17 protein-coding genes, 1 pseudogene and 2 riboswitches are annotated in these 19,187 nt (G+C 66.3%); of the genes and pseudogenes, 12 read left to right on the forward strand and 6 right to left on the reverse strand.

From position 1 onward, the window contains the following. Positions 1-67 precede the first annotated feature (67 nt). The gene (locus G7Y82_RS08670; RefSeq protein ID WP_168147653.1) at positions 68-895 is read left to right on the forward strand and encodes an intradiol ring-cleavage dioxygenase; all 828 of its coding nucleotides are present in this window, start codon (positions 68-70) and stop codon (positions 893-895) included. A 7-nt stretch (positions 896-902) separates the two neighbouring features. Here G7Y82_RS08670 and argA read toward each other — a convergent pair whose 3' ends face one another. Next, entirely contained in the window at positions 903-2,219 is a 1,317-nt protein-coding gene (gene argA / locus G7Y82_RS08675) for an amino-acid N-acetyltransferase (protein ID WP_168147654.1), read from the reverse strand. Between the two features lie 171 nt (positions 2,220-2,390). On the opposite strand from argA, the gene scpC reads away from it, so the two are divergent. Further along, positions 2,391-3,905 (forward strand): succinyl-CoA:acetate CoA-transferase ScpC, encoded by a 1,515-nt coding sequence (gene scpC, locus G7Y82_RS08680; RefSeq protein WP_168147655.1) that lies wholly within the window; start codon positions 2,391-2,393, stop codon positions 3,903-3,905. 52 nt (positions 3,906-3,957) lie between these two features. Next, positions 3,958-4,542 carry an LON peptidase substrate-binding domain-containing protein gene (locus tag G7Y82_RS08685; RefSeq protein ID WP_168147656.1) on the forward strand — a complete coding sequence of 195 codons (585 nt, stop codon included), beginning with the start codon at positions 3,958-3,960 and terminating at the stop codon, positions 4,540-4,542. Between the two features lie 69 nt (positions 4,543-4,611). Here G7Y82_RS08685 and G7Y82_RS08690 read toward each other — a convergent pair. The 5 genes and pseudogenes from G7Y82_RS08690 to G7Y82_RS08710 all read right to left on the reverse strand — a co-directional run. Continuing rightward, positions 4,612-4,815 (reverse strand): annotated as a pseudogene (locus G7Y82_RS08690) (RcnB family protein); the annotation flags it as partial. Between the two features lie 219 nt (positions 4,816-5,034). After that, positions 5,035-5,868 carry an S-formylglutathione hydrolase gene (gene fghA / locus G7Y82_RS08695; protein ID WP_168147658.1) on the reverse strand — a complete coding sequence of 278 codons (834 nt, stop codon included), beginning with the start codon at positions 5,866-5,868 and terminating at the stop codon, positions 5,035-5,037. Between the two features lie 26 nt (positions 5,869-5,894). Further along, complete coding sequence (locus tag G7Y82_RS08700; RefSeq protein WP_168147659.1) at positions 5,895-6,476, reverse strand: DUF924 family protein; 582 nt, start codon at positions 6,474-6,476, stop codon at positions 5,895-5,897. Then, positions 6,476-7,585 (reverse strand): S-(hydroxymethyl)glutathione dehydrogenase/class III alcohol dehydrogenase, encoded by a 1,110-nt coding sequence (locus G7Y82_RS08705; protein ID WP_168147660.1) that lies wholly within the window; start codon positions 7,583-7,585, stop codon positions 6,476-6,478. The genes G7Y82_RS08700 and G7Y82_RS08705 overlap by 1 nt, the downstream gene beginning before the upstream one ends. 164 nt (positions 7,586-7,749) lie before the next feature. Next, positions 7,750-8,844, reverse strand: coding sequence for a sigma-54-dependent Fis family transcriptional regulator (locus tag G7Y82_RS08710; RefSeq protein WP_168147661.1), 1,095 nt, complete (start codon positions 8,842-8,844; stop codon positions 7,750-7,752). 83 nt (positions 8,845-8,927) lie between these two features. Here G7Y82_RS08710 and G7Y82_RS08715 point away from each other — a divergent pair, with 83 nt between their 5' ends. The 9 genes from G7Y82_RS08715 (at position 8,928) to gcvPB (ending at position 19,100) form a co-directional block, all read left to right on the forward strand. After that, a complete protein-coding gene (locus G7Y82_RS08715) occupies positions 8,928-9,497 on the forward strand; it encodes a UPF0149 family protein (protein ID WP_168147662.1) in 570 nt (189 codons plus the stop codon). Between the two features lie 6 nt (positions 9,498-9,503). After that, positions 9,504-10,835: a Xaa-Pro aminopeptidase gene (pepP, locus tag G7Y82_RS08720; RefSeq protein ID WP_168147663.1), complete on the forward strand. Its 1,332-nt coding sequence runs from the start codon at positions 9,504-9,506 to the stop codon at positions 10,833-10,835. 158 nt (positions 10,836-10,993) lie between these two features. Further along, positions 10,994-12,199, forward strand: coding sequence for a 2-octaprenyl-6-methoxyphenyl hydroxylase (gene ubiH / locus G7Y82_RS08725; protein WP_168147664.1), 1,206 nt, complete (start codon positions 10,994-10,996; stop codon positions 12,197-12,199). Further along, a complete protein-coding gene (locus tag G7Y82_RS08730; protein WP_168147665.1) occupies positions 12,196-13,371 on the forward strand; it encodes an FAD-dependent oxidoreductase in 1,176 nt (391 codons plus the stop codon). Before ubiH ends, G7Y82_RS08730 begins: the two co-directional genes overlap by 4 nt. Positions 13,372-13,534: 163 nt before the next feature. After that, a riboswitch (glycine riboswitch) is annotated at positions 13,535-13,625 on the forward strand. A 161-nt stretch (positions 13,626-13,786) separates the two neighbouring features. Then, positions 13,787-13,877: riboswitch (glycine riboswitch) on the forward strand. A 228-nt stretch (positions 13,878-14,105) separates the two neighbouring features. After that, a complete protein-coding gene (gcvT, locus tag G7Y82_RS08735) occupies positions 14,106-15,194 on the forward strand; it encodes a glycine cleavage system aminomethyltransferase GcvT (RefSeq protein ID WP_168147666.1) in 1,089 nt (362 codons plus the stop codon). A 105-nt stretch (positions 15,195-15,299) separates the two neighbouring features. Next, on the forward strand, positions 15,300-15,689 hold the full coding sequence (gene gcvH, locus G7Y82_RS08740) for a glycine cleavage system protein GcvH (RefSeq protein ID WP_168147667.1): 390 nt from the start codon (positions 15,300-15,302) through the stop codon (positions 15,687-15,689). Between the two features lie 54 nt (positions 15,690-15,743). Next, on the forward strand, positions 15,744-17,102 hold the full coding sequence (gcvPA, locus tag G7Y82_RS08745; RefSeq protein WP_168147668.1) for an aminomethyl-transferring glycine dehydrogenase subunit GcvPA: 1,359 nt from the start codon (positions 15,744-15,746) through the stop codon (positions 17,100-17,102). Between the two features lie 15 nt (positions 17,103-17,117). Beyond that, complete coding sequence (tpx, locus tag G7Y82_RS08750) at positions 17,118-17,618, forward strand: thiol peroxidase (RefSeq protein WP_168147669.1); 501 nt, start codon at positions 17,118-17,120, stop codon at positions 17,616-17,618. A gap of 18 nt (positions 17,619-17,636) precedes the next feature. Beyond that, positions 17,637-19,100, forward strand: coding sequence for an aminomethyl-transferring glycine dehydrogenase subunit GcvPB (gene gcvPB, locus G7Y82_RS08755; RefSeq protein WP_168147670.1), 1,464 nt, complete (start codon positions 17,637-17,639; stop codon positions 19,098-19,100). Positions 19,101-19,187 lie beyond the last annotated feature (87 nt).

A 19,187-nucleotide genomic window follows, 5' to 3' on the forward strand; every position in this document is an offset into this window, starting at 1 on the left:
GGGCGTGCGGTTGTGGCCGCCGCGCTGCTTATGCTCTGGGCGTCAAAACATGATGCCGGGAGTTTTCATGCCTAAGATTCCATATTCCGAGAAGCTGATCGACCGCCGCGCAGCCCTGAGCCTGTTTGGCGGTGCGGCCGGCGCGCTGGTGCTGGCCGCCTGCGGCGGCGGGAGCAGCATAGACGACAGCAGCAGTGCGAGCAGCAGCAGCGACAGCTCGTCGAGCAGCGATTCCAGCAGCAGCGGTTCGTCGTCGTCGAGCTGCACCGAAATTCCGTCGGAGACCGGCGGGCCGTACCCGGCCGACGGTTCGCAGTCCGGTGTCACCAACGTGCTGAACAACAGCAGTGTGATTCGCAGCGACATCACCAGTGATTTCGACGGCACGGATACGCAGGATGGCGTACCGCTGACGCTGACGATCACCGTCGAGGACACCGGCAGCAGTTGCGGTCTGGTCGAAGGTGCTGCCGTCTATGTCTGGCACTGCAACGCCGACGGCGAATACTCGGTTTATTCGAGTACGGCCAACGGCAATCACACCAACAACACCTTCCTGCGCGGTGTGCAAGTCACCGACGGCGCCGGGCAGGTGACGTTCACGACCATCTATCCCGGCCGCTACACCGGCCGTGCGACGCACATTCACGTCGAGGTCTACGCCGACGACAGCTTCGAAACCTTGCTGAAGACTACGCAGTTGGCGTTCGACGAAGACATCAACGATCTGGTCTATGCCACCAGCGACTATTCCGAAAGCGAGGCGACGCAGGAGACGACCAACGACGAGGACAATGTCTTCGAGGACGGCTATTCCGACGAGATGCTGAGCTTCTCCGGCAGCGTCAGCAGCGGCTACATTGCGACCATCACGATGGGCGTGCCGGCTACCTGAGCCGGCGCTAGAGATCCTTGACCAGTACCAGCGAGTTGCGCTGGAAGTTGTAGAGGCGCTGCTTCTGCGCCGGCAGTTCGTCGGGACCGGCCTTGCGGAAGCCGTGTTCGATGAACCAGTGCGGCGTATGCGTGGTGAGACTGAACAGCTTGGTCAAACCCAATGACCGCGCTTCGGCCTCGACGCGCTTGAGCAGCGCCGCGGCGTGGCCGGCGCGCTGGTAGCCGGGGTGGACGGCAACGCAGGCCAGCTCGCCCATGCCGTTCTGCGGGAACGGGAACAGTGCGCAGCAGGCGATGACCAGGCCGTCGCGGACGATGACGTTGAAGTGCTGGATGTCGAGCTCGAGCTGTTCGCGCGAGCGTGGCACCAGCACGTTGTTGCGCTCGAGCGGCTGAATCAGCGCCATCACGCCGCCGACGTCCTCGATGGTGGCGTCGCGGGTCGCTTCGTAGTCGGCGTCCGAGTACAGCATCAGGCCGACGCCGTCGCGCGTGTACAGCTCGCGCAGCAGCGCACCGTCCTCGTGGCCGACCAGATGTACGCGCTTGACGCCGCCGCGCGTCGCGGCCAGCGCCGCCTGCAGGTAGCCGCGGTCAAGTGTGCTCAAGCTGTCGCCATCGAGCAGCCGTTCGCCTTCGGCCCAGCTCAACTGGCCGGCATCGCCGGTATTGTCGGCGATCGGCCACTGCTCGGGATTGGTCGGCGTCACGAATACCAGCTTGTCGGCTTCCATCGCCACTGCGACCGCTGTCGCTAGATCCTCGGCGCGCAGGTTGAAGGTCTCGCCGGTCGGCGAATAGCCGATCGGCGAGAGCAGGGCGATGCGGTCCTGTTCGAGGACGTGACGGATGGTCTCGGTATCGACGCGGCGGACTTCGCCGGTGAACTGGTGATCGACACCATGGCGTACGCCGACCGGTTTGGCGGTGATCCAGTTGCCGCCCGACACGCGCAGCCGCGAGCCGCCCATCGGCGTCGACACCAGCGATGTCGACAGCCGTGCCTCGATGTCCATGCGCACGCTGCCGGCCGCTGCCTTGACGCATTCGAGGGCGGCTCGATCAGTGACGCGGACGTTGTCGACGAGCTGCGCGGTCAGCCCTTGCGCCTGCAGCTTGGCGTCGATCTGCGGGCGGATGCCGTGCACCAGCACCAGCTTGACGCCGAGGCTGTGCAGCAGCGCGATGTCGTAGATCAGCGAGTCGAAATCGGCGCGCTCGGCCGCCTCGCCACCGAAGGCGATGACGAACACGCGGCCGTTGTGCGCGTGCACATACGGCGCGCAGCCGCGCAGCACGGAGACGAAGTCGGTGGGTTCCATGCGTCGATTATAAGGGCGCGCGGCTTGACACAGATCATGGAGAAGCACGGCGCGCACCCCTATAAAGGGCGCTGAATCGCTAGAATGGCGGGCGCTGCGGTTGCCGTGGGGACGGCGCCGGCTGGACAGCATTCGTCGTTCGGGGCCGACAACGAATTGCGAGGAGAGGTCATGCATCACGAACGTATCCGCCGTCCCGGTCTGGCGCAGCGCGTCGTCAGCGCCGACGAAGCCGCCACCCTGATCCGCGACGGCATGACCGTCGGCATGAGCGGCTTTACCCGCGCCGGCGACTGCAAGGCCGTGCCTTTGGCGCTGGCCGAACGCGCCGCCCGCGATCCGCTGAAGATCTCGCTGTTGACCGGCGCCTCGCTCGGCAACGACATCGACAAGATTCTCGCCGAGGCCGACGTCATTGCGCGGCGCATGCCGTTCCAGGCCGACCCGACGCTGCGCCGCAAGATCAACGCTGGCGAGGTGATGTTCGTCGACCAGCATCTGTCGGAGACCGTCGAACAGTTGCGCGGTCGGCAGTTGCCGCCGGTCGACATTGCCGTCGTCGAAGCCACGGCGATCACCGAACAGGGCGGCATCGTGCCGACCACGTCGGTCGGCAATTCGGCGAGCTTCGCGATCCTCGCCGAGAAGATCATCGTCGAGATCAACCTGAAGATGCCGACGGCGCTCGAAGGCCTGCACGACATCTACATTCCCACCTATCGCCCGCATCGCCTGCCGATTCCGCTGATCGCGCCCGAGCAGCGCATCGGCGTGCCGTACATCCCGGTAGACCCGGAGAAGATCGCGGCGATCGTCATCACCGACAAGGCCGACAGCCCGTCCAACGTGCTGCCGCCGGACGCCGAGACGCGGGCGATCGCCGGGCACCTCGACGACTTCCTGCGCAACGAGGTCCGCCACGGGCGCTTGCCGCTGTCACTGCAGCCGCTGCAGGCCGGCATCGGCACGATCGCCAATTCCGTGCTGCACGGCCTGATCGACTCGCAGTTTTCGAATCTGAAGATGTATTCGGAGGTGCTGCAGGACAGCACCATCGAGCTGATCGACGCCGGCAAGCTGAGCTTCGCCTCAGCGTCGTCGATCACGCTGTCGGCACCGCTCTACGAGCGCGTGCTGGCCGACATCGAACGTTACAAGCAGCACCTGATCCTGCGTCCGCAGGAGATCAGCAATCATCCGGAAGTGATCCGCCGCCTCGGCCTGATCACCATCAACACGGCGCTGGAGTGCGACATCTACGGCAACGTCAATTCGACGCATGTCGGCGGCACGCACATGATGAACGGCATCGGCGGCTCCGGCGACTTCGCGCGCAATGCGCACCTGTCGGTGTTCGTCACCAAGTCGATCGCCAAGAACGGCGACATCTCCAGCATCGTGCCGTTCGTCGCGCACGTCGATCACACCGAGCATGACGTCGACCTGATCGTTACCGAGCAAGGCCTTGCCGACCTGCGGGGTCTGGCGCCGCGCGAGCGCGCCAAGCTCATCATCGAGCGCTGCGTGCACCCGATTTATCGCGATGCGATGCGCGACTACTTCCGCGACGCCTGCAAGCGCGGCGGGCAGACCCCGCACATTCTCGAAGAGGCGATCGCCTGGCATACGCGCTACCGCGACACCGGCACGATGCGCAGCGTCACTGCGTCGTCGGCGGCCGCCTGAGCACGCGTTCGATGTAGCGGGCGGGGCGGCCCCGCCCGCTACAATCGCCGGCATGCAGACGCTGGACATCCCGATCTTCCCGCTGGGCACGGTGCTGTACCCGGCCGGGCTGTTGCCGCTGCGTATTTTCGAGCCGCGCTACGTCGACATGACCAAGGCCTGCATCGCCGACGACAGCGTGTTCGGCGTGTGTCTGATCCGTGCCGGCTTCGAGGTCGGCACGCCGGCGATTCCGTGTGAGATTGGTTGCACCGCGCGTATTGCCGAGTGGGATGTACCGGAGCCGGGCTTGTTCACGCTGAGCGCGAGCGGCGAGTCGGTGTTTCGCTTGCTCGATCGTCGAACGCAGGTCGATGGCTTGATCGTCGGCACCGTCGAGTTGCGCGAGCCGGCCGAGCCGGTCGGCGTCCCGGGCGCACAGCAGTGGATGGTCGAGCTGCTGCAAAAACTGACGATCGAGCTTGGCGAGCAGCGTTTCCCGCAGCCCTCACGCTTCGACGACGCCAGCTGGGTCGCCTATCGTCTGCTGGAACTGATGGCGATTACGCCGGAGCGCAAGCAGCGCCTGCTCGAACTCAACGATCCCTTGGCCGTGCTGACCGAAGTCGCGACCTTGATCCGCGCCACCGGCGACTGAGTTGACGCCCACGACCGGGCGCCCACAAAAAAGGCCGCCCGGTGGGCGGCCTGTCTCGTCAAAGCGGTCTTAGTTGCCGATCGAGATCACGCTGGAGATCAGGCCGGTATTGACCGAGATCAGCACGTAATCGTTGTCGACGCGACGCCACTCATGGCCCGACGGCGGCGGACTCAGGTGATGCTCGCGATAATCGACGCGCTCACCCCAATGATCGTGGCTGAGCTTCTCGCCCTTGTGATGACCATAGGCCTTGGCGTGCGCCGGCGGGCCGGCGTGGGCCGGCGGATCGGCCAGCGCGGAACCGGCGGCGAACAGGGCGGCGGCAGCAAAGGCGACGTGTAGCGATTTCATGACGACTCCTTGGGTCATATCTCCCTCAAGCGAGGTTGGGCGCCACGCTACTGCGGCCAGACTGAACGCCACGTTATCGGGCGCGCGGCTTGCAAGCCCCCCTCGAATCAGCCATCGCCGCCAGGATTCAGCCGCGATTCACGCGAGCAGCGCGGCGTGATGGCGCAGATGGTCGGCGACAAAGCTCTGGATGAACCAGTAGCTGTGGTCGTAGCCGATGTGGCGGCGCAAGGTCAGCGATTGCCCCGATTTCATGGCTGCGGATTCCAGGGCTTGCGGATGCAGTTCGCGTTCGAGGAACGCATCAGCTTCACCTTGATCGACCAGGATCGTCGTCGGATGCGGGTGCTTGGCCATCAGCTCGGCGGCGTCCCACTCGGCCCACAGGCTGCGATCGGCGCCGAGATAGTTCGTGAACGCTTTTTCGCCCCAGGGCACGGCTGACGGATTGCTAATCGGCGCGAAAGCCGACACTGAATGCCAGCGCGTCGGATTGCGCAGCGCCGTCACCAGCGCGCCGTGGCCGCCCATCGAATGGCCGAAGATGCCGCGGCGGTCTTCAGCCGCCGGGAACTCGGCCTCGATCAGCGCCGGCAGCTCCTCGTCGACATAGGCGCCCATCCGGTAGTGCGCCGCCCAGGGGGGCTGTGTTGCGTTCAGATAGAAACCGGCGCCGACGCCGAAGTCCCAGCTGTCGGCGTCGCCCGGCAGATTCAGATTGCGCGGGCTGGTGTCGCAGGTGACGAGCATCAGGCCCAGTTCGGCGGCGAGCCGTTGCGCGCCGGCCTTGATCATGAAGGTCTCGTCGCTGCAGGTCAGGCCAGCCAGGTAATACAGGACCGGCACCTTCCGGCTTTTTGCCTGTGGCGGCTGATAGACCGAGAACTGCATCGTCGTGCCGGTCTGCTTTGAAGGGTGTTTGTAGCGGCCTTGCAGGCCGTCGAAGCAGCGCTGTTCGGAGAGCGTTTCCATGGCGTTCGTCGTGTCGGTGCCGGCGCTCAGAACGAGGAGTCCGGCTGGAGAAGGAATTCGCGCTCGGCGGCCGTCGATTCACGGCCCAGCGCGGTGTTGCGGTGAGGAAAGCGGCCAAAGCGCGCGATGACGTCGCGATGGCGCCGCGCGAAGTCGAGCACTTGCTGCAGATCCGGGTGGGCGGCGACCAGTGTCGCGTACAGTGCGACCGACCGGTCTTGCATCGCCAACGATTCGGCGTGCTCGAACGGAAGATAGACGAAGCAGCGCTGCAGTGCCGACAGCTGCCGGTCGGTGCCGGTGTCGACCAGTGCTTGTGCTGCGACCAGCGCCAGAGCGTCGGTCGCGAAGGCCCGCGGCGATCCACGGAAACAATTGCGTGGAAACTGGTCGGCCACGATGAGATAGGCGAGCGCGTTCTCGGGCGCTGCGCGCCACGATTCGAGTTCGCCATCACACAGCCGTTCCCAGGTCGTCCGGAAACGGCGGTGGATTTGCGCGTCGAACGCGGCGTCCGCCGTGAACCACTCACGGCGGAACGCCCCATGCTCGGCAGCGTCCGCTGCGCCGAACCAGAAGTCGAGGACGTCGGTCGGCGTGACGGTCATCAGTAGACGACGACGCTGCGAATCGACTCGCCGCGTGTCATCAGGTCGAAGCCTTCGTTGATGCGATCGAGCGGCAGTACGTGGGTGATCATCGGATCGATCGCGATCTTGTGGTCCATGTACCAGTCGACGATCTTCGGCACGTCGGTGCGGCCGCGCGCGCCGCCGAACGCGGTGCCCTGCCAGCGCCGACCGGTGACCAGCTGGAACGGCCGCGTGCTGATTTCCTGGCCGGACGCGGCGACGCCGATGATGGTGCTGACGCCCCAGCCGCGATGGCAGCATTCCAGCGCCTGGCGCATCAACGTCGGGTGGCCGACGCACTCGAAGCTGTAGTCGGCGCCGCCGCCGGTCAGCTCCACAAGGTGGGCGACCAGATCGCCTTCGATTTCCTTGGGGTTGACGAAGTGCGTCATGCCGAACTGACGGGCCATGGTCTCGCGCGCCGGATTGATGTCGACGCCGATGATCTTGTCGGCGCCGACCATCTTGGCGCCCTGGATGACGTTGAGGCCGATGCCGCCGAGGCCGAAGACGACGACGTTGGCGCCGGCTTCGACCTTGGCGGTGAAGATCACCGCACCGATGCCGGTGGTGACGCCGCAGCCGATGTAGCACACCTTGTCGAACGGCGCGTCCTCGCGAATCTTTGCCAGCGCGATTTCCGGCATCACCGTGTAGTTGGCGAAGGTCGAGCAACCCATGTAGTGATGGATGGGCTTGCCCTGGAAGCTGAAGCGCGACGTGCCGTCCGGCATCAGGCCCTGACCCTGGGTGCTGCGGATCGCCGTGCACAGATTGGTCTTGTGCGAGGTGCAGCTTTTGCACTCGCGGCATTCCGGCGTGTATAGCGGAATGACGTGATCGCCTTTCTTGAGGTGCTTCACGCCGGGGCCGACGTCGACGACGATGCCGGCGCCTTCATGGCCGAGAATCGACGGAAACAGGCCTTCCGGATCGGCGCCCGACAGGGTGTACTTGTCGGTGTGGCAGATGCCGGTAGCCTTGAGCTCGATCAGCACTTCGCCGGCCTTGGGGCCGTCGAGCTGCACGGTCTCGATCGTCAGGGGCTTGCCGGCTTCAAAGGCAACGGCGGCGCGAACGTCCATGGAAGGCTCCTCATTCAAACGGGATTTCGATGCGTGGCCGGCGCAGGCGAGGCGGGCGGGCACAGCCGCTCCGCGTCCTGCGACGATGGATGCCGCATCGTGCCGTCCGTCCCCAGCGGGCGCAAACCTGTGCCAGAACTGGCACAGCGCGACACCACGGCTGCTCAGCCGGCGCGGTAGCGCTGCAGGCCGTGGCGCTCGAGCTTGCGGTACAGCGTGCGGCGGCTGATCGCCAGCTGCGCGGCGGCGACGCTGACGTTCCAGCGGCAGCGCTCCAGGGTCTCGCGCAGGGCTTCGCGTTCGGCGTCGGCGAGCGGCCGTGCCAGCTCCAGTCGCGGCGTCGCCGGTGACTGCAGGATGCCGTAGCAGAGCAGGCCGCCATCGCGCTGTGGCAGCGGCAGCGCGTGGGCGCTACTGCGCGACAGCGCCAGCAGGCGTTCGAGCTTGCAGCCGAACAGCGATTCGACGGTCGTGCCGTGTACTTCGACGTGACTCGATCGGTCCAGCCAGCCGAGCGCGCTGCGGTTGGCGGCCAGCACCCGACCGTTGTCGTCGAATGCGAGCAGGCCCTCACCGGCAGTCGAGACGAATTCGCGGTGCGGATGAAAGCGCAGCAGGTGGTGGCGACGGTGTGCTTCGAGCAGCGCGCGGTTTTCGATGTTCTGCACGGCCAGGCTGACCAGCGCCTGCGTCGGTCCGGCCGACAGCTGCAGACGGCCGGAGATGTTCAGCGTGCCGACCAGCTGGCCGCGACCATCGACGATCGGCGCCGCGCAGCAGGTCAGGCCGGCGTTCTGCGAAAGAAAATGCTCCGGGCCGTCGATCAGCACCGGCGTGCCGAGCGCCAGGCAGGTGCCCATGCCGTTGGTGCCCTGTTCGGCCTCGCTCCAGATGGCGCCTTCGCGAAAGCCGGCGCGCGCCGCCATTTCGGCGAAGGACGGGTCGCCGCAATAGCCGAGGATGACGCCGTCGCCGTCGGTCAGCATCACGCCGACCGGCGCGTTGAGCAGCTGCGTCAGCGTGCGCATCTCGATCTGTGCGATCGGGTAGATCGCCCCGCTGCGCTCGCGGCGCTCGCGCAGTTCGGCGCCGCGCACCATGGTCGGCTGACGCTTGGCCGACGGCTGCAGGGCGTAGTCGGCGAGGCAGCGCTGCCACGAATCGCGGATGCGCGGGTCGTAGCGCTCGGCGGCGCGACCGCCACGAACGACATCCTCGATCAGTCGGGCATGGCGCAGCGGCGTGTGAAGGGTCGGCATCGGCGGCGGTGACGGCGTAAACGACCGTCATCATAAACCGTCCGTACGGGCGGGCCGGCCGGTCGCCGCCTATAATGTGCGGCATGCAAGAACCCCTCTCGTACGACGACCTGCAGGAGGTCTTCTCCGGCTTCGGTCGCGCGGATGACCTGTCCGAATACCACGGTGCGCTCTGTGGTGTGCTGTGCGTCAACAAGCCTGAAGATATCGATCTGCTGCGCCTTATCGATGCCGACGATGAAAGCGCGCTGCCCAGTGACGCCAAGACCCGCGCGCTGCTGACCACGCTGCGCGACGCGACCATCGAAGCGCTGCAGGACGAAGACCTCGGCTTCGAGCTGCTGCTGCCTGACGACGAGACGGCGCTGGTGCCGCGCGTCCGTGCGCTCGGCGCCTGGTGCCAGGGCTTCCTGTACGGGTTGGCCAGCCGTCCGGGTCTGGACCTGGACAAGCTGTCGCCGGAAGCGCGCGAGATCGTCCACGACTTCAGCCAGTTCACGCAGGCCGCGGTCGGCGAAGACGACGACCAGAACGTCGAGGAAACCGCCTATGCCGAACTCGTCGAATACGTGCGGGTCGGTGCGCAGCTGCTGTACATGGAAATGCATCCGCGCCCGACGCTCGATCCGGCCGAGTCCAATCATCTGCACTGATCCAACATGAAACCGACTGCCACTGAACTGAAGGAATACGCCCGCCGCCGCACGCAGCTGATGAAGCGCATCGGCCGTGACGGCGTCGCCATCATCCCCGGCGCACGCGAGGTCGTGCGTGCGCGCGACACGCACTACAAGTTCCGCCAGGACAGCGACTTCAAATATCTGAGCGGCTTCGTCGAGCCGGACGCGATCCTGGTCATCGCGCCGGGCCGCAAGTCCGATGGCGACGTCGCCGAGTTCGTGCTGTTCGTGCGCGAGCGCAATGTCGAGCTGGAAATCTGGAACGGCCGCCGCGCCGGCCCGGAAGGCGCAGTCAACGACTACGGTGCCGACGAGGCGTTCACGATCGACGAGTTCGAAGAACAGTTGCCGCGCCTGCTCGGCGGCCGCCGCAGCGTGCACTACACGATGGGCGAGCACCCGCACCTCGACGGCAAGGTCGCCGCCTGCGTGCGCGAGATTCGCGAAGTCTCGCGGCGCGGCGCGGCGGCGCCGACCGAGATCGTCGCGCTCGAAACCAGCCTGCACGAGATGCGCCTGTGCAAGTCGGCGGCCGAGCTGAAGATCATGGCCCGGGCCTGCGAGGTCACCGCCGAGGCACATTGCCTGGCGATGCGGCGCACCAAGCCCGGCGTCAACGAATGGCAGATCGCCGCGGAGATCGAGTCGTATTTCGCGATGAACCGCATGGAGCCGGGCTACGGCTCCATCGTCGGCGGCGGCGACAATGCCTGCATCCTGCATTACGTCGACAACAACATGCCGCTGAAGGATGGCGACCTGTTGCTGATCGACGCCGGCGGCGAGCTTGACGGCTACACCGCCGACATCACGCGCACGTTCCCGGTCGGCGGCACCTTCAGCAAGGCGCAGCGTGCGGTTTACGAGATCGTGCTCGAAGCGAACAAGGCGGCGATCAAGACGCTGAAGGTCGGCACCTCGGTCGGCAAGCCGCACGAGGTCGCGACGCGGGTGCTCACCGAAGGTCTCGTCGAGCTGGGGCTGCTCAAGGGCAAGCCCAAGGATCTGATCGCGGCCGGTGCGCAACGCCAGTTCTACATGCACGGCACCGGCCATTGGCTCGGCCTCGACGTGCACGATGTCGGCCGCTACAAGCTCGACGGCAAGTTCCGCAAGTTCGAGCCGGGCATGGTGATGACGGTCGAGCCGGGCCTGTACATCGCCCCGGGCACCAAGGGTGTCGACGAGCAGTACTGGGGCATCGGCATCCGCGTCGAGGACGACGTGGTCGTCACCGAAGACGGCCCGCGCGTGCTGACCGGCGGCGTGCCGAAGGAAATCGGCGACATCGAAGCGCTGATGGCGGGCTGAGGAAGCGCTAACCACAGATTTCACAGATTATTGGTGTATGTACGGATGAGCCGACGAGATTGGCTCCGGCCGACGCCACAGGGCCTACCGCCACCACACCACAGCGTTGTCTTTGCATCTGTGTAATCTGTGAAATCTGTGGTTAAGAACTCTTCCAAATGAACGCGGAAACCTTGGACATCGTCATCGTCGGCGGCGGGCTGGTCGGTGCCAGCCTCGCGGCCGGGTTGGCCGGCAGCGGGCGCCGCGTGGCGCTGATCGAGGCGGCGGCGCCGCCGCAGACGGCACCGAGCTGGGACGAGCGTTGCATCGCACTCAATCACGCCAGCCGGCGGATTTTCGAAGGCCTGGGAGTCTGGGACGCGATGGTCGCCGACGCCGCGCCGATTCGCTCGACGCATATTTCCGAGCAGGGCCGTTTCGGTGTCGCACGCTTCACGGCCGATGAGGCCGGGCTCGACGCGCTCGGCCACAACGTGCCGCTGCGTGCGATCGGCCGCACGCTGTGGGATCGCATGCTGGCGCTCGGCGGGACACGGCTGTACTGCCCGGCGCGCTTGCAGGCGCTCGCGATCGGCGACGAGCAGGCCGAGCTGACGCTCGACAGCGGACAAACCTTGCATGCGCGACTGGTGATCGCCGCCGACGGTGCCGGTTCGCGGGTTCGCGAGCTGCTGCAGATTGCCAGCGAGCGTCGCGACTATGCGCAATCGGCCATCGTCACTGCGGTACGCACCACACGTTCGCATCGCGGCTGTGCCTATGAGCGGTTTACGCCGGACGGTCCGATCGCACTGCTGCCGAAGGGCGAGGGCGACAAAACCTGTTCGCTGGTGTGGACGACGCCGGCCGATGACGTCGATATGCGTCTGGCCTGGGGCGACGCGGCGTTCATCGCCGCCGCCGAGCAGGCCTTCGGCGAACGGCTCGGCCGCTTCGTCGAACTCGGCCGCCGTCAGGCCTATCCGCTGGCGCGGGTGATGAGCGAAGCGCTGCAGGCGCCGCGCGTCCTGTTCATCGGCAATGCCGCACAGTCGCTGCACCCGGTCGCGGCGCAGGGCTTCAACCTCGGTCTGCGCGACGTCGCCGCGGTGATCGACGTGCTGTCGGTCGCGGGTGACGACTGTGGTGCCGCCGCGCTGCTGCAGGACTACGCGGCCCGTCGCCGCGACGATCGCGAGCGCATCGCCGGCTTTACCGATCGCCTGGTGCGGCTGTTCTCGAATCGCGTGCCGGGCCTGCGCGGCCTGCGCCATCTGGGCCTGCTGGCGCTCGACCTGGCGCCACCGCTGAAGGACGCCGTGCTCTGGCAGAACCTCGGCCTCGGCAGTGAGGCGCCGTCACTGGCGCGCGGCGCGCGATGACGCCCGCCTACGACTGCGATGTCGCGGTGGTCGGCGGCGGTCCGGTCGGTGCCGCCGTCGCACTCGGTTTGACGCAGCGCGGCCTGCAGGTGCGGCTGCTGGATCGCGACGGACCGGCACCGCGCGTGCTGGCCGACGGTGACGACTACGACCTGCGTGTCTATGCGCTGGCGCCGTCTTGCATCGCGTTTCTTGAACAGCTCGGTGTCTGGCCGGCGATGGCCGCCACGCGAGTCTCGCCTTACACGCGCATGCAGGTTTGGGAGCGCGATCCGGCGACGGCGCTGCCGTTCAGCGCGGCCGATGCGCGGGTGGCGGCGCTCGGCAGCATCGTCGAGAGCGGACTGCTGTCCGAGGCGCTGTGGGCGCCATTGCCGGCCGGCGTCGCACAGCGCGGCGTGACGGTGACCCGGCTGGCGGCCGACGATGCCGGCATCGACGTCGGCTTTGCCGATGGCAGTGCGCTGCGTGCGCGCCTGGTGGTATTGGCCGAAGGTCGCGACGCGCGTCTGCGCGAACAGCTCGGCATCGAATCGCTCAGCGGCCGCTACGAACAGACCGCGGTGGTCTGCCATGTCGAGACCGAACGGCCGCACGCCGGTACGGCCTGGCAGCGCTTTCTGGCAAGTGGACCGCTGGCCTTCCTGCCGTTGGCGGACGGGCGCTCGTCGATCGTCTGGTCGTCGGCCGGCGCCGATGCGCTGCTGGCGCTCGACGACGATGACTTTCGCCGCGCGCTCGGCGACGCCAGCGAGTACGTGCTTGGCGAGATTACCGGCTGCACGCGGCGCGTCAGCTTTCCGCTCGGCGTGCAGCACGCCGAGCGCTACGTGGCGCCGCGAGCGGTGTTGGTCGGCGATGCCGCGCATGTCGTCCATCCGCTGGCCGGGCAGGGCGTCAACCTCGGGCTCGGCGATGCGCAGGCGCTGGTGGCCTTGCTGGCGGATGCCCAGGCCGCCGGCCGCGACCTGGCGTCGCCACGACTGCTGAAGCGCTACGAGCGACAGCGTCGCGCCGACGTGATCGACATGCTGGCCGTCACCGACGGTCTTTATCGCGCGTTCCGCATGCCGTGGCCGGGGCTGTCGGCCGTTCGTGGTTTCGGCTTTCAGGCCGTGTCGGCGATGCCGCCGCTGCGCCGCGAGTTGATTCGTCGCGCGGTCGGGGTCTAGCGTCGCGACATCGGCACGGCGAGTGCTGCGCTTCGGTGCGATGCTTTCGTGACAGTTGTGACAGACGTCTCGCCAGCCGGTACGCGCGTCGCGTATCATCACAAGGTCGGTCTTGTGCCCGGGGAGGCACGATCGGCGCTGTAGTGGCGCTGTAACCGCGGTAAGCAGCACCGTGCGAGAGACCACCTCGAAAGGTGGCGCCGAAGGCGCAAACCCGCCCGGAATCGCTCAGGGTCTGCAGTCGCGTTTGCGAAGCACAGCTTCGCGCGGCTTCAGACGCCCGGCCACGGATGGCCGGGCTGGGACCGGATCGAGAGATGAGGCCTCGCCAGGGACGGCTGCCCTGAAGCTGAAGTGGTAGGTGGGATTGAATCAATCGAGTGGCAATGCAGTAGCGGTAAAGTATTCAGCGGTAAGCAGCACCGTGCGAGAGACCACCTCGAAAGGTGGCGCCGAAGGCGCAAACCCGCCCGGAATCGCTCAGGCAAATGGAGCACGGTCGCTGTCGTAACACTCTGGAGAGTCGTCCGCGTACGGCGCGGACCACCGACGAGGCAGAAGCGGCAAACCCGCTTCCGAACTTTCAGGTACCCGGACAGAGGGGCGGAACGCACGGTCTGACGAGCGCAACTCGCGGCCGCGTTCTGGGGTGTCACAGAAGCTTGACCCAAGGCCTGAACCGGCGGCGGGCATGTGGTCTGCGACGTCCGTTGCCCTCGCAACCTGGAGTTTTTGTGACGCTCAAGCACACTGCGCTGCACGCAGAACACGTCCGCCTCGGCGCCAAGCTGGTCGATTTTGCCGGCTGGGACATGCCGATCCAGTATTCGTCGCAGCTCGACGAGCATCATGCCGTGCGCAGCGATGCCGGCATGTTCGACGTTGCACACATGACCGCGGTCGATCTCAGCGGAACGCGTACGCGCGAGTTCCTGCGCAAGCTGCTGGCCAATGACGTGGCCAAGCTGCAGGTCGCCGGCAAGGCGCTCTATACCTGCATGCTGCGCGACGACGGCGGCGTGATCGACGATCTGATCTGCTATTTCATCGACGAGACGCATTTCCGTGTGGTCGTCAACGCTGGCACTACCGACAAGGATCTGGCGTGGATTCGCGAGCACGCCGCCGCCTACGGTGTCGAGGTTCGTCATCGCGACGATCTCGGCATTCTCGCCGTGCAGGGGCCGAATGCGCGCGCGCGCGTGCTGCCGCTGCTGCCGGCGGCGCTGCGGGGGCCGGCCGAAGCGCTCGGCGTGTTCCAGGCCGCATGGGACGGCGACGTGTTCGTCGCGCGCACCGGCTATACCGGCGAAGACGGCTTCGAACTGATGCTGCCGCACGCCGAACTCGTCGCACTGTGGAAGGGCCTGCTCGATGCCGGCGTGCGCGCCTGTGGACTCGGCGCTCGTGACACGCTGCGCCTCGAAGCCGGCATGAATCTTTACGGTCAGGACATGGACGAGAGCACGCAGCCGCTCGAGTCCGGCCTGGGCTGGACGATCGCCTGGGGCGAGACGGCCGAGCGTGACTTCATCGGCCGCGCCGCGATCGAGCCGCTGCGCGGCGCCAGCCCCAAGAAATTCGTCGGCCTGCTGCTGGAAGGTCGCGGCATCATGCGCGCGCACATGAAGCTGCGTTTCGCCAACGGCGCGGTCGGCGAGACCACCAGCGGCGGCTTCTCGCCGACCATGAAGCAGTCGGTCGGTCTGGCGCGCGTCGATCGTGCCGCTGAAGGGGCCTGCGAGGTCGAGATTCGCGGTCAGTGGGTGGCGGCGCGCATTGTCAAGCCACCGTTTGTGCGCAATGGCAAGGTCCTCCTCTGAGGAGAAATCTGGCAGATTGCGCGCGCCAGCGGCCGGAATCGGCCGTGACGGTTACAACATTCGGTGTTTTCCGCACGACGCGGAAGCAATTGGAGAGGAAAAAGGATGAGCAAGGTTCCCGCTGAGCTGAAGTACGCGAAGTCGCATGAATGGGTCAAGCTGGAGAGCGACGGCAGCGTGACCGTCGGCATCACCGATTTCGCTCAGGGCTCGCTCGGCGATCTGGTGTTCGTCGAGACGCCGGCCGCCGGCCGCAAGCTCGGCAAGGAAGAAAGCTGTGCGGTCGTCGAATCGGTGAAGGCGGCGAGCGACGTCTATGCGCCGATCGCCGGTGAAGTGACGGCCAACAATGCCGCACTGGGTGACAGCCCGGAAATCCTCAACAGCGACCCGTACGAGGGCGGCTGGATGTGGAAGATGAAGCCGGACAACGTTGCCGATCTCGATGGCCTGCTCGACGCGGCAGCCTACGAAGACTTCCTGAAGACGCTCTAAGTCCGAAGATGCGCCTGGGCAGCGTGCTGCCCCCACTTCTGCCGCCGTAAGACCATGCCGTTCATTCCGCATACTGAAAATGATGTGAAGGAGATGCTCGCCGCCATTCAGGCGCCGAGTATTGATGCGCTGTTCGATGAGATTCCGGCTGCGCTGCGCTGCGGCACGCTGGAGAAGATCCCGGAAGGGCTCAGCGAAATGGCCGTCACGCAGCTGATGCAGACGCGTGCGCGGACCGACGGTTTCGCGCTGAACTTCATCGGCGCCGGTGCCTATGAGCACCATATTCCGGCGGCGGTGTGGGAAATCACGACGCGCGGCGAGTTCTACTCGGCGTATACGCCGTATCAGGCCGAAGCAAGCCAGGGCACGCTGCAGCTGCTCTACGAATACCAGACGATGATCTGCGGCCTGACCGGCATGGAGGTCTCGAACGCCTCGATGTACGACGGCGCATCGTCGCTGGGCGAGGCGCTGCTGATGGCAATGCGCGCCAACAAGCAGAACGGTTCGGGCCTGGCGCTGGTCCCGCGCACGGTCAATCCGCTGTACCGCGAAGTCGTCGGCTCGACGACGCCGGCGCAGGGCGTACAGCAGGTCTTCGTCGATCACGATCCGGCCAGCGGTCAGACGCCGCTCGACGCGTTCAAGGCGCACGACGGCAGCAAGCCGACCGCCGTCGTCATCCAGCAGCCGAACTTCTTTGGCGTGCTCGAGGACGTCGACGCGATCACCGACTGGGCGCACGCGCAGGGCGCGCTGGTCATCGCGGTCGTCAATCCGACGTCGCTGGCGGTGCTCAAGGCACCGGGGCAGTGGGGCGAAAAGGGCGCGGACATCGTCTGCGGTGAAGGCCAGCCGCTCGGTGCACCGCTGTCGTCCGGCGGCCCGTATTTCGGCTTCCTGACGACCAAGATGGCCTATGTTCGCGAGATGCCGGGCCGCATCGTCGGCCGCACGGTCGACCTCGACGGCAAGCCGGGCTACACACTGACGCTGCAGGCGCGCGAGCAGCACATCCGTCGCGCCAAGGCCAAGTCCAACATCTGCACGAACCAGGGCCTGCTGGTGACGGCGGCGACGATCTACATGTCGCTGGTCGGTCCGGACGGTCTGGCGCAGGTGGCGTCGGCGTCGATCGCCAACACGCATGCGCTGCTTGCGCAGTTGACGTCGATTCCGGGCGTCGAGGCGGTGTTCGACGGCGCCTACTTCCACGAGGCGGTGATCCGTCTGCCGGTGCCGGTGGCGCCGGTGCTGCAGAAGCTGGCTGATGCCGGCATCTTCGGTGGCTACAACCTCGCCAAGCGCTTCCCCGAGCTCGGCAACGCGCTGCTGGTCTGCGCGACCGAAACCAAGACGCCGGAGCAGCTCGCGCAGTATCGCGACGCGCTGGCCGGCATCCTCGCCTGACCTGGAGCTCACGAAATGGCCACGATCACGCTGCGCGGTAACCCGGTTCACACGGCCGGCGATCTGCCGGCCGTCGGCAGCAAGGCGCCGGGCTTCTCGCTCGTCGGCGCCGATCTCAAGGACATCGCGCTGTCGGCCTATGTCGGGCAACGCAAGATCCTCAACATCTTTCCGTCGGTCGACACGCCGACCTGCGCGATGTCGGTACGGCAGTTCAATCAGCGTGCCGCGGCGTTGGCCAACACGGTCGTCTGCTGTATCTCGGCGGATCTGCCGTTCGCGCAGAAGCGCTTCTGCGGCGCCGAAGGTCTCGACAAGGTCGTGATGCTGTCGACCTTGCGCAGTGCCGCGTTCGGCCAGGACTATGGTGTCGAGATCGCCGACGGCCCGATGGCCGGGCTGATGGCACGTGCCGTCATCGTGCTCGATGGCAACGACACTGTGCTGCATGCCGAACTCGTCGGCGAGATCGCCAACGAACCTGATTACGAAGCCGCCCTGGCGGCGCTTGCCTGATTGCTGTCGCGTCCTTCCATGACCGAAAAACTGCTCTTTGAAGTTTCCCGCGCCGGCCGCGCGGCTTTCGCCCAGGCTCCGGGCGTCGAGATCGACCTGTCGGCGATTCCCGAGTCGCTGCGTCGCAAGGACAAGCCGCAGCTGCCGGAGGTGTCGGAAATGCAGGCGGTGCGTCATTTCACGCGCCTGTCGCAGCTGAACTTCTCGATCGATACGCACTTCTACCCGCTGGGTTCGTGCACGATGAAGTACAACCCGCGCGCCTGTAACAAGCTGGCGATGCTGCCGCAGTTCCTGTCGCGCCATCCGCTGGCGCCGGAATCGCACAGCCAGGGTTTTCTGGCTTGCATGTACGACCTGCAGGACATCTTGAAGAACGTCACCGGCATGGCCGCGGTGTCGCTGACGCCGATGGCCGGCGCGCAGGGTGAGTTTGCCGGCGTGTCGATGATCCAGGCCTATCACAAGGCGCGTGGCGATCTCGAACGCACCGAGATTCTGGTGCCGGATGCTGCGCACGGCACCAACCCGGCGACGGCGGCGATGCTCGGTTGCACGGTGCGCGAGATTCCGACCAATGCCGATGGCGACGTCGATGTCGACGCGCTGAAAGCGGTGGTCGGTCCGAAGACCGCCGGCATCATGTTGACCAACCCGTCGACCTTCGGCGTCTTCGAGCGCCGCATCAAAGAGATCGCCGGCATCGTCCATGACGCCGGTGGCCTGCTGTACTACGACGGTGCCAACCTCAACGCGATTCTCGGCAAGGTGCGCCCGGGTGACATGGGTTTCGACGTCATCCACATGAATCTGCACAAGACCTTCTCGACGCCGCATGGCGGCGGCGGCCCCGGCGCCGGTGCGGTCGGCGTGTCCGAGCGCCTCAAGCCGTTCATGCCGATCCCGGTGGTCGGCAAGGACGGCGACCGCTATCGCTGGCTGACCGAGCAGGATCTGCCGCAGACCATCGGCCGTCTGTCGGCGTGGATGGGCAATGCCGGCGTGCTGCTGCGCGCCTACATCTATGCGCGCATGCTGGGCCGTGAAGGCATGCATCGTGTCGCCGAGTTCGCGACACTCAATGCCAACTATCTGGCGGCGCGTCTGGCCGAGAAGGGTTTCGACTTGGCATTCCCCAAGCGTCGCGCGTCGCACGAGTTCATCGTCACGCTGAAGAAGCAGAAGCAGGAGATCGAGCTGACCGCGACCGATGTCGCCAAGCGCCTGCTTGACCACGGCTTCCATGCGCCGACGGTCTACTTCCCGCTGCTGGTGCCCGAGTGCCTGCTGATCGAGCCGACCGAGTCGGAAGATCGCGAGACGCTGGATGCGTTTGTCGATGCGCTGGCAGCGATCTGGGATGAAGCCAAGACCGACATCGCCAAGGTCAAGGGCGCGCCGTACACGATGCCGGTGCGTCGTCTCGATGACGTGCGCGCGGCACGCCAACTCGACCTGCGTTACGTGCCGCCGGCGGCCTGAGTGCCGTCGGTGCAGTAACAAAAAAGCCCGCCATTCGGCGGGCTTTTTTGTTACCGCGGCGCCCGGAGGAGGGAGGGCGTCGCGGAA

The sequence above is a fragment of the Solimonas marina genome (genome assembly GCF_012241385.1).
Classification (GTDB): domain Bacteria; phylum Pseudomonadota; class Gammaproteobacteria; order Nevskiales; family Nevskiaceae; genus Solimonas; species Solimonas marina.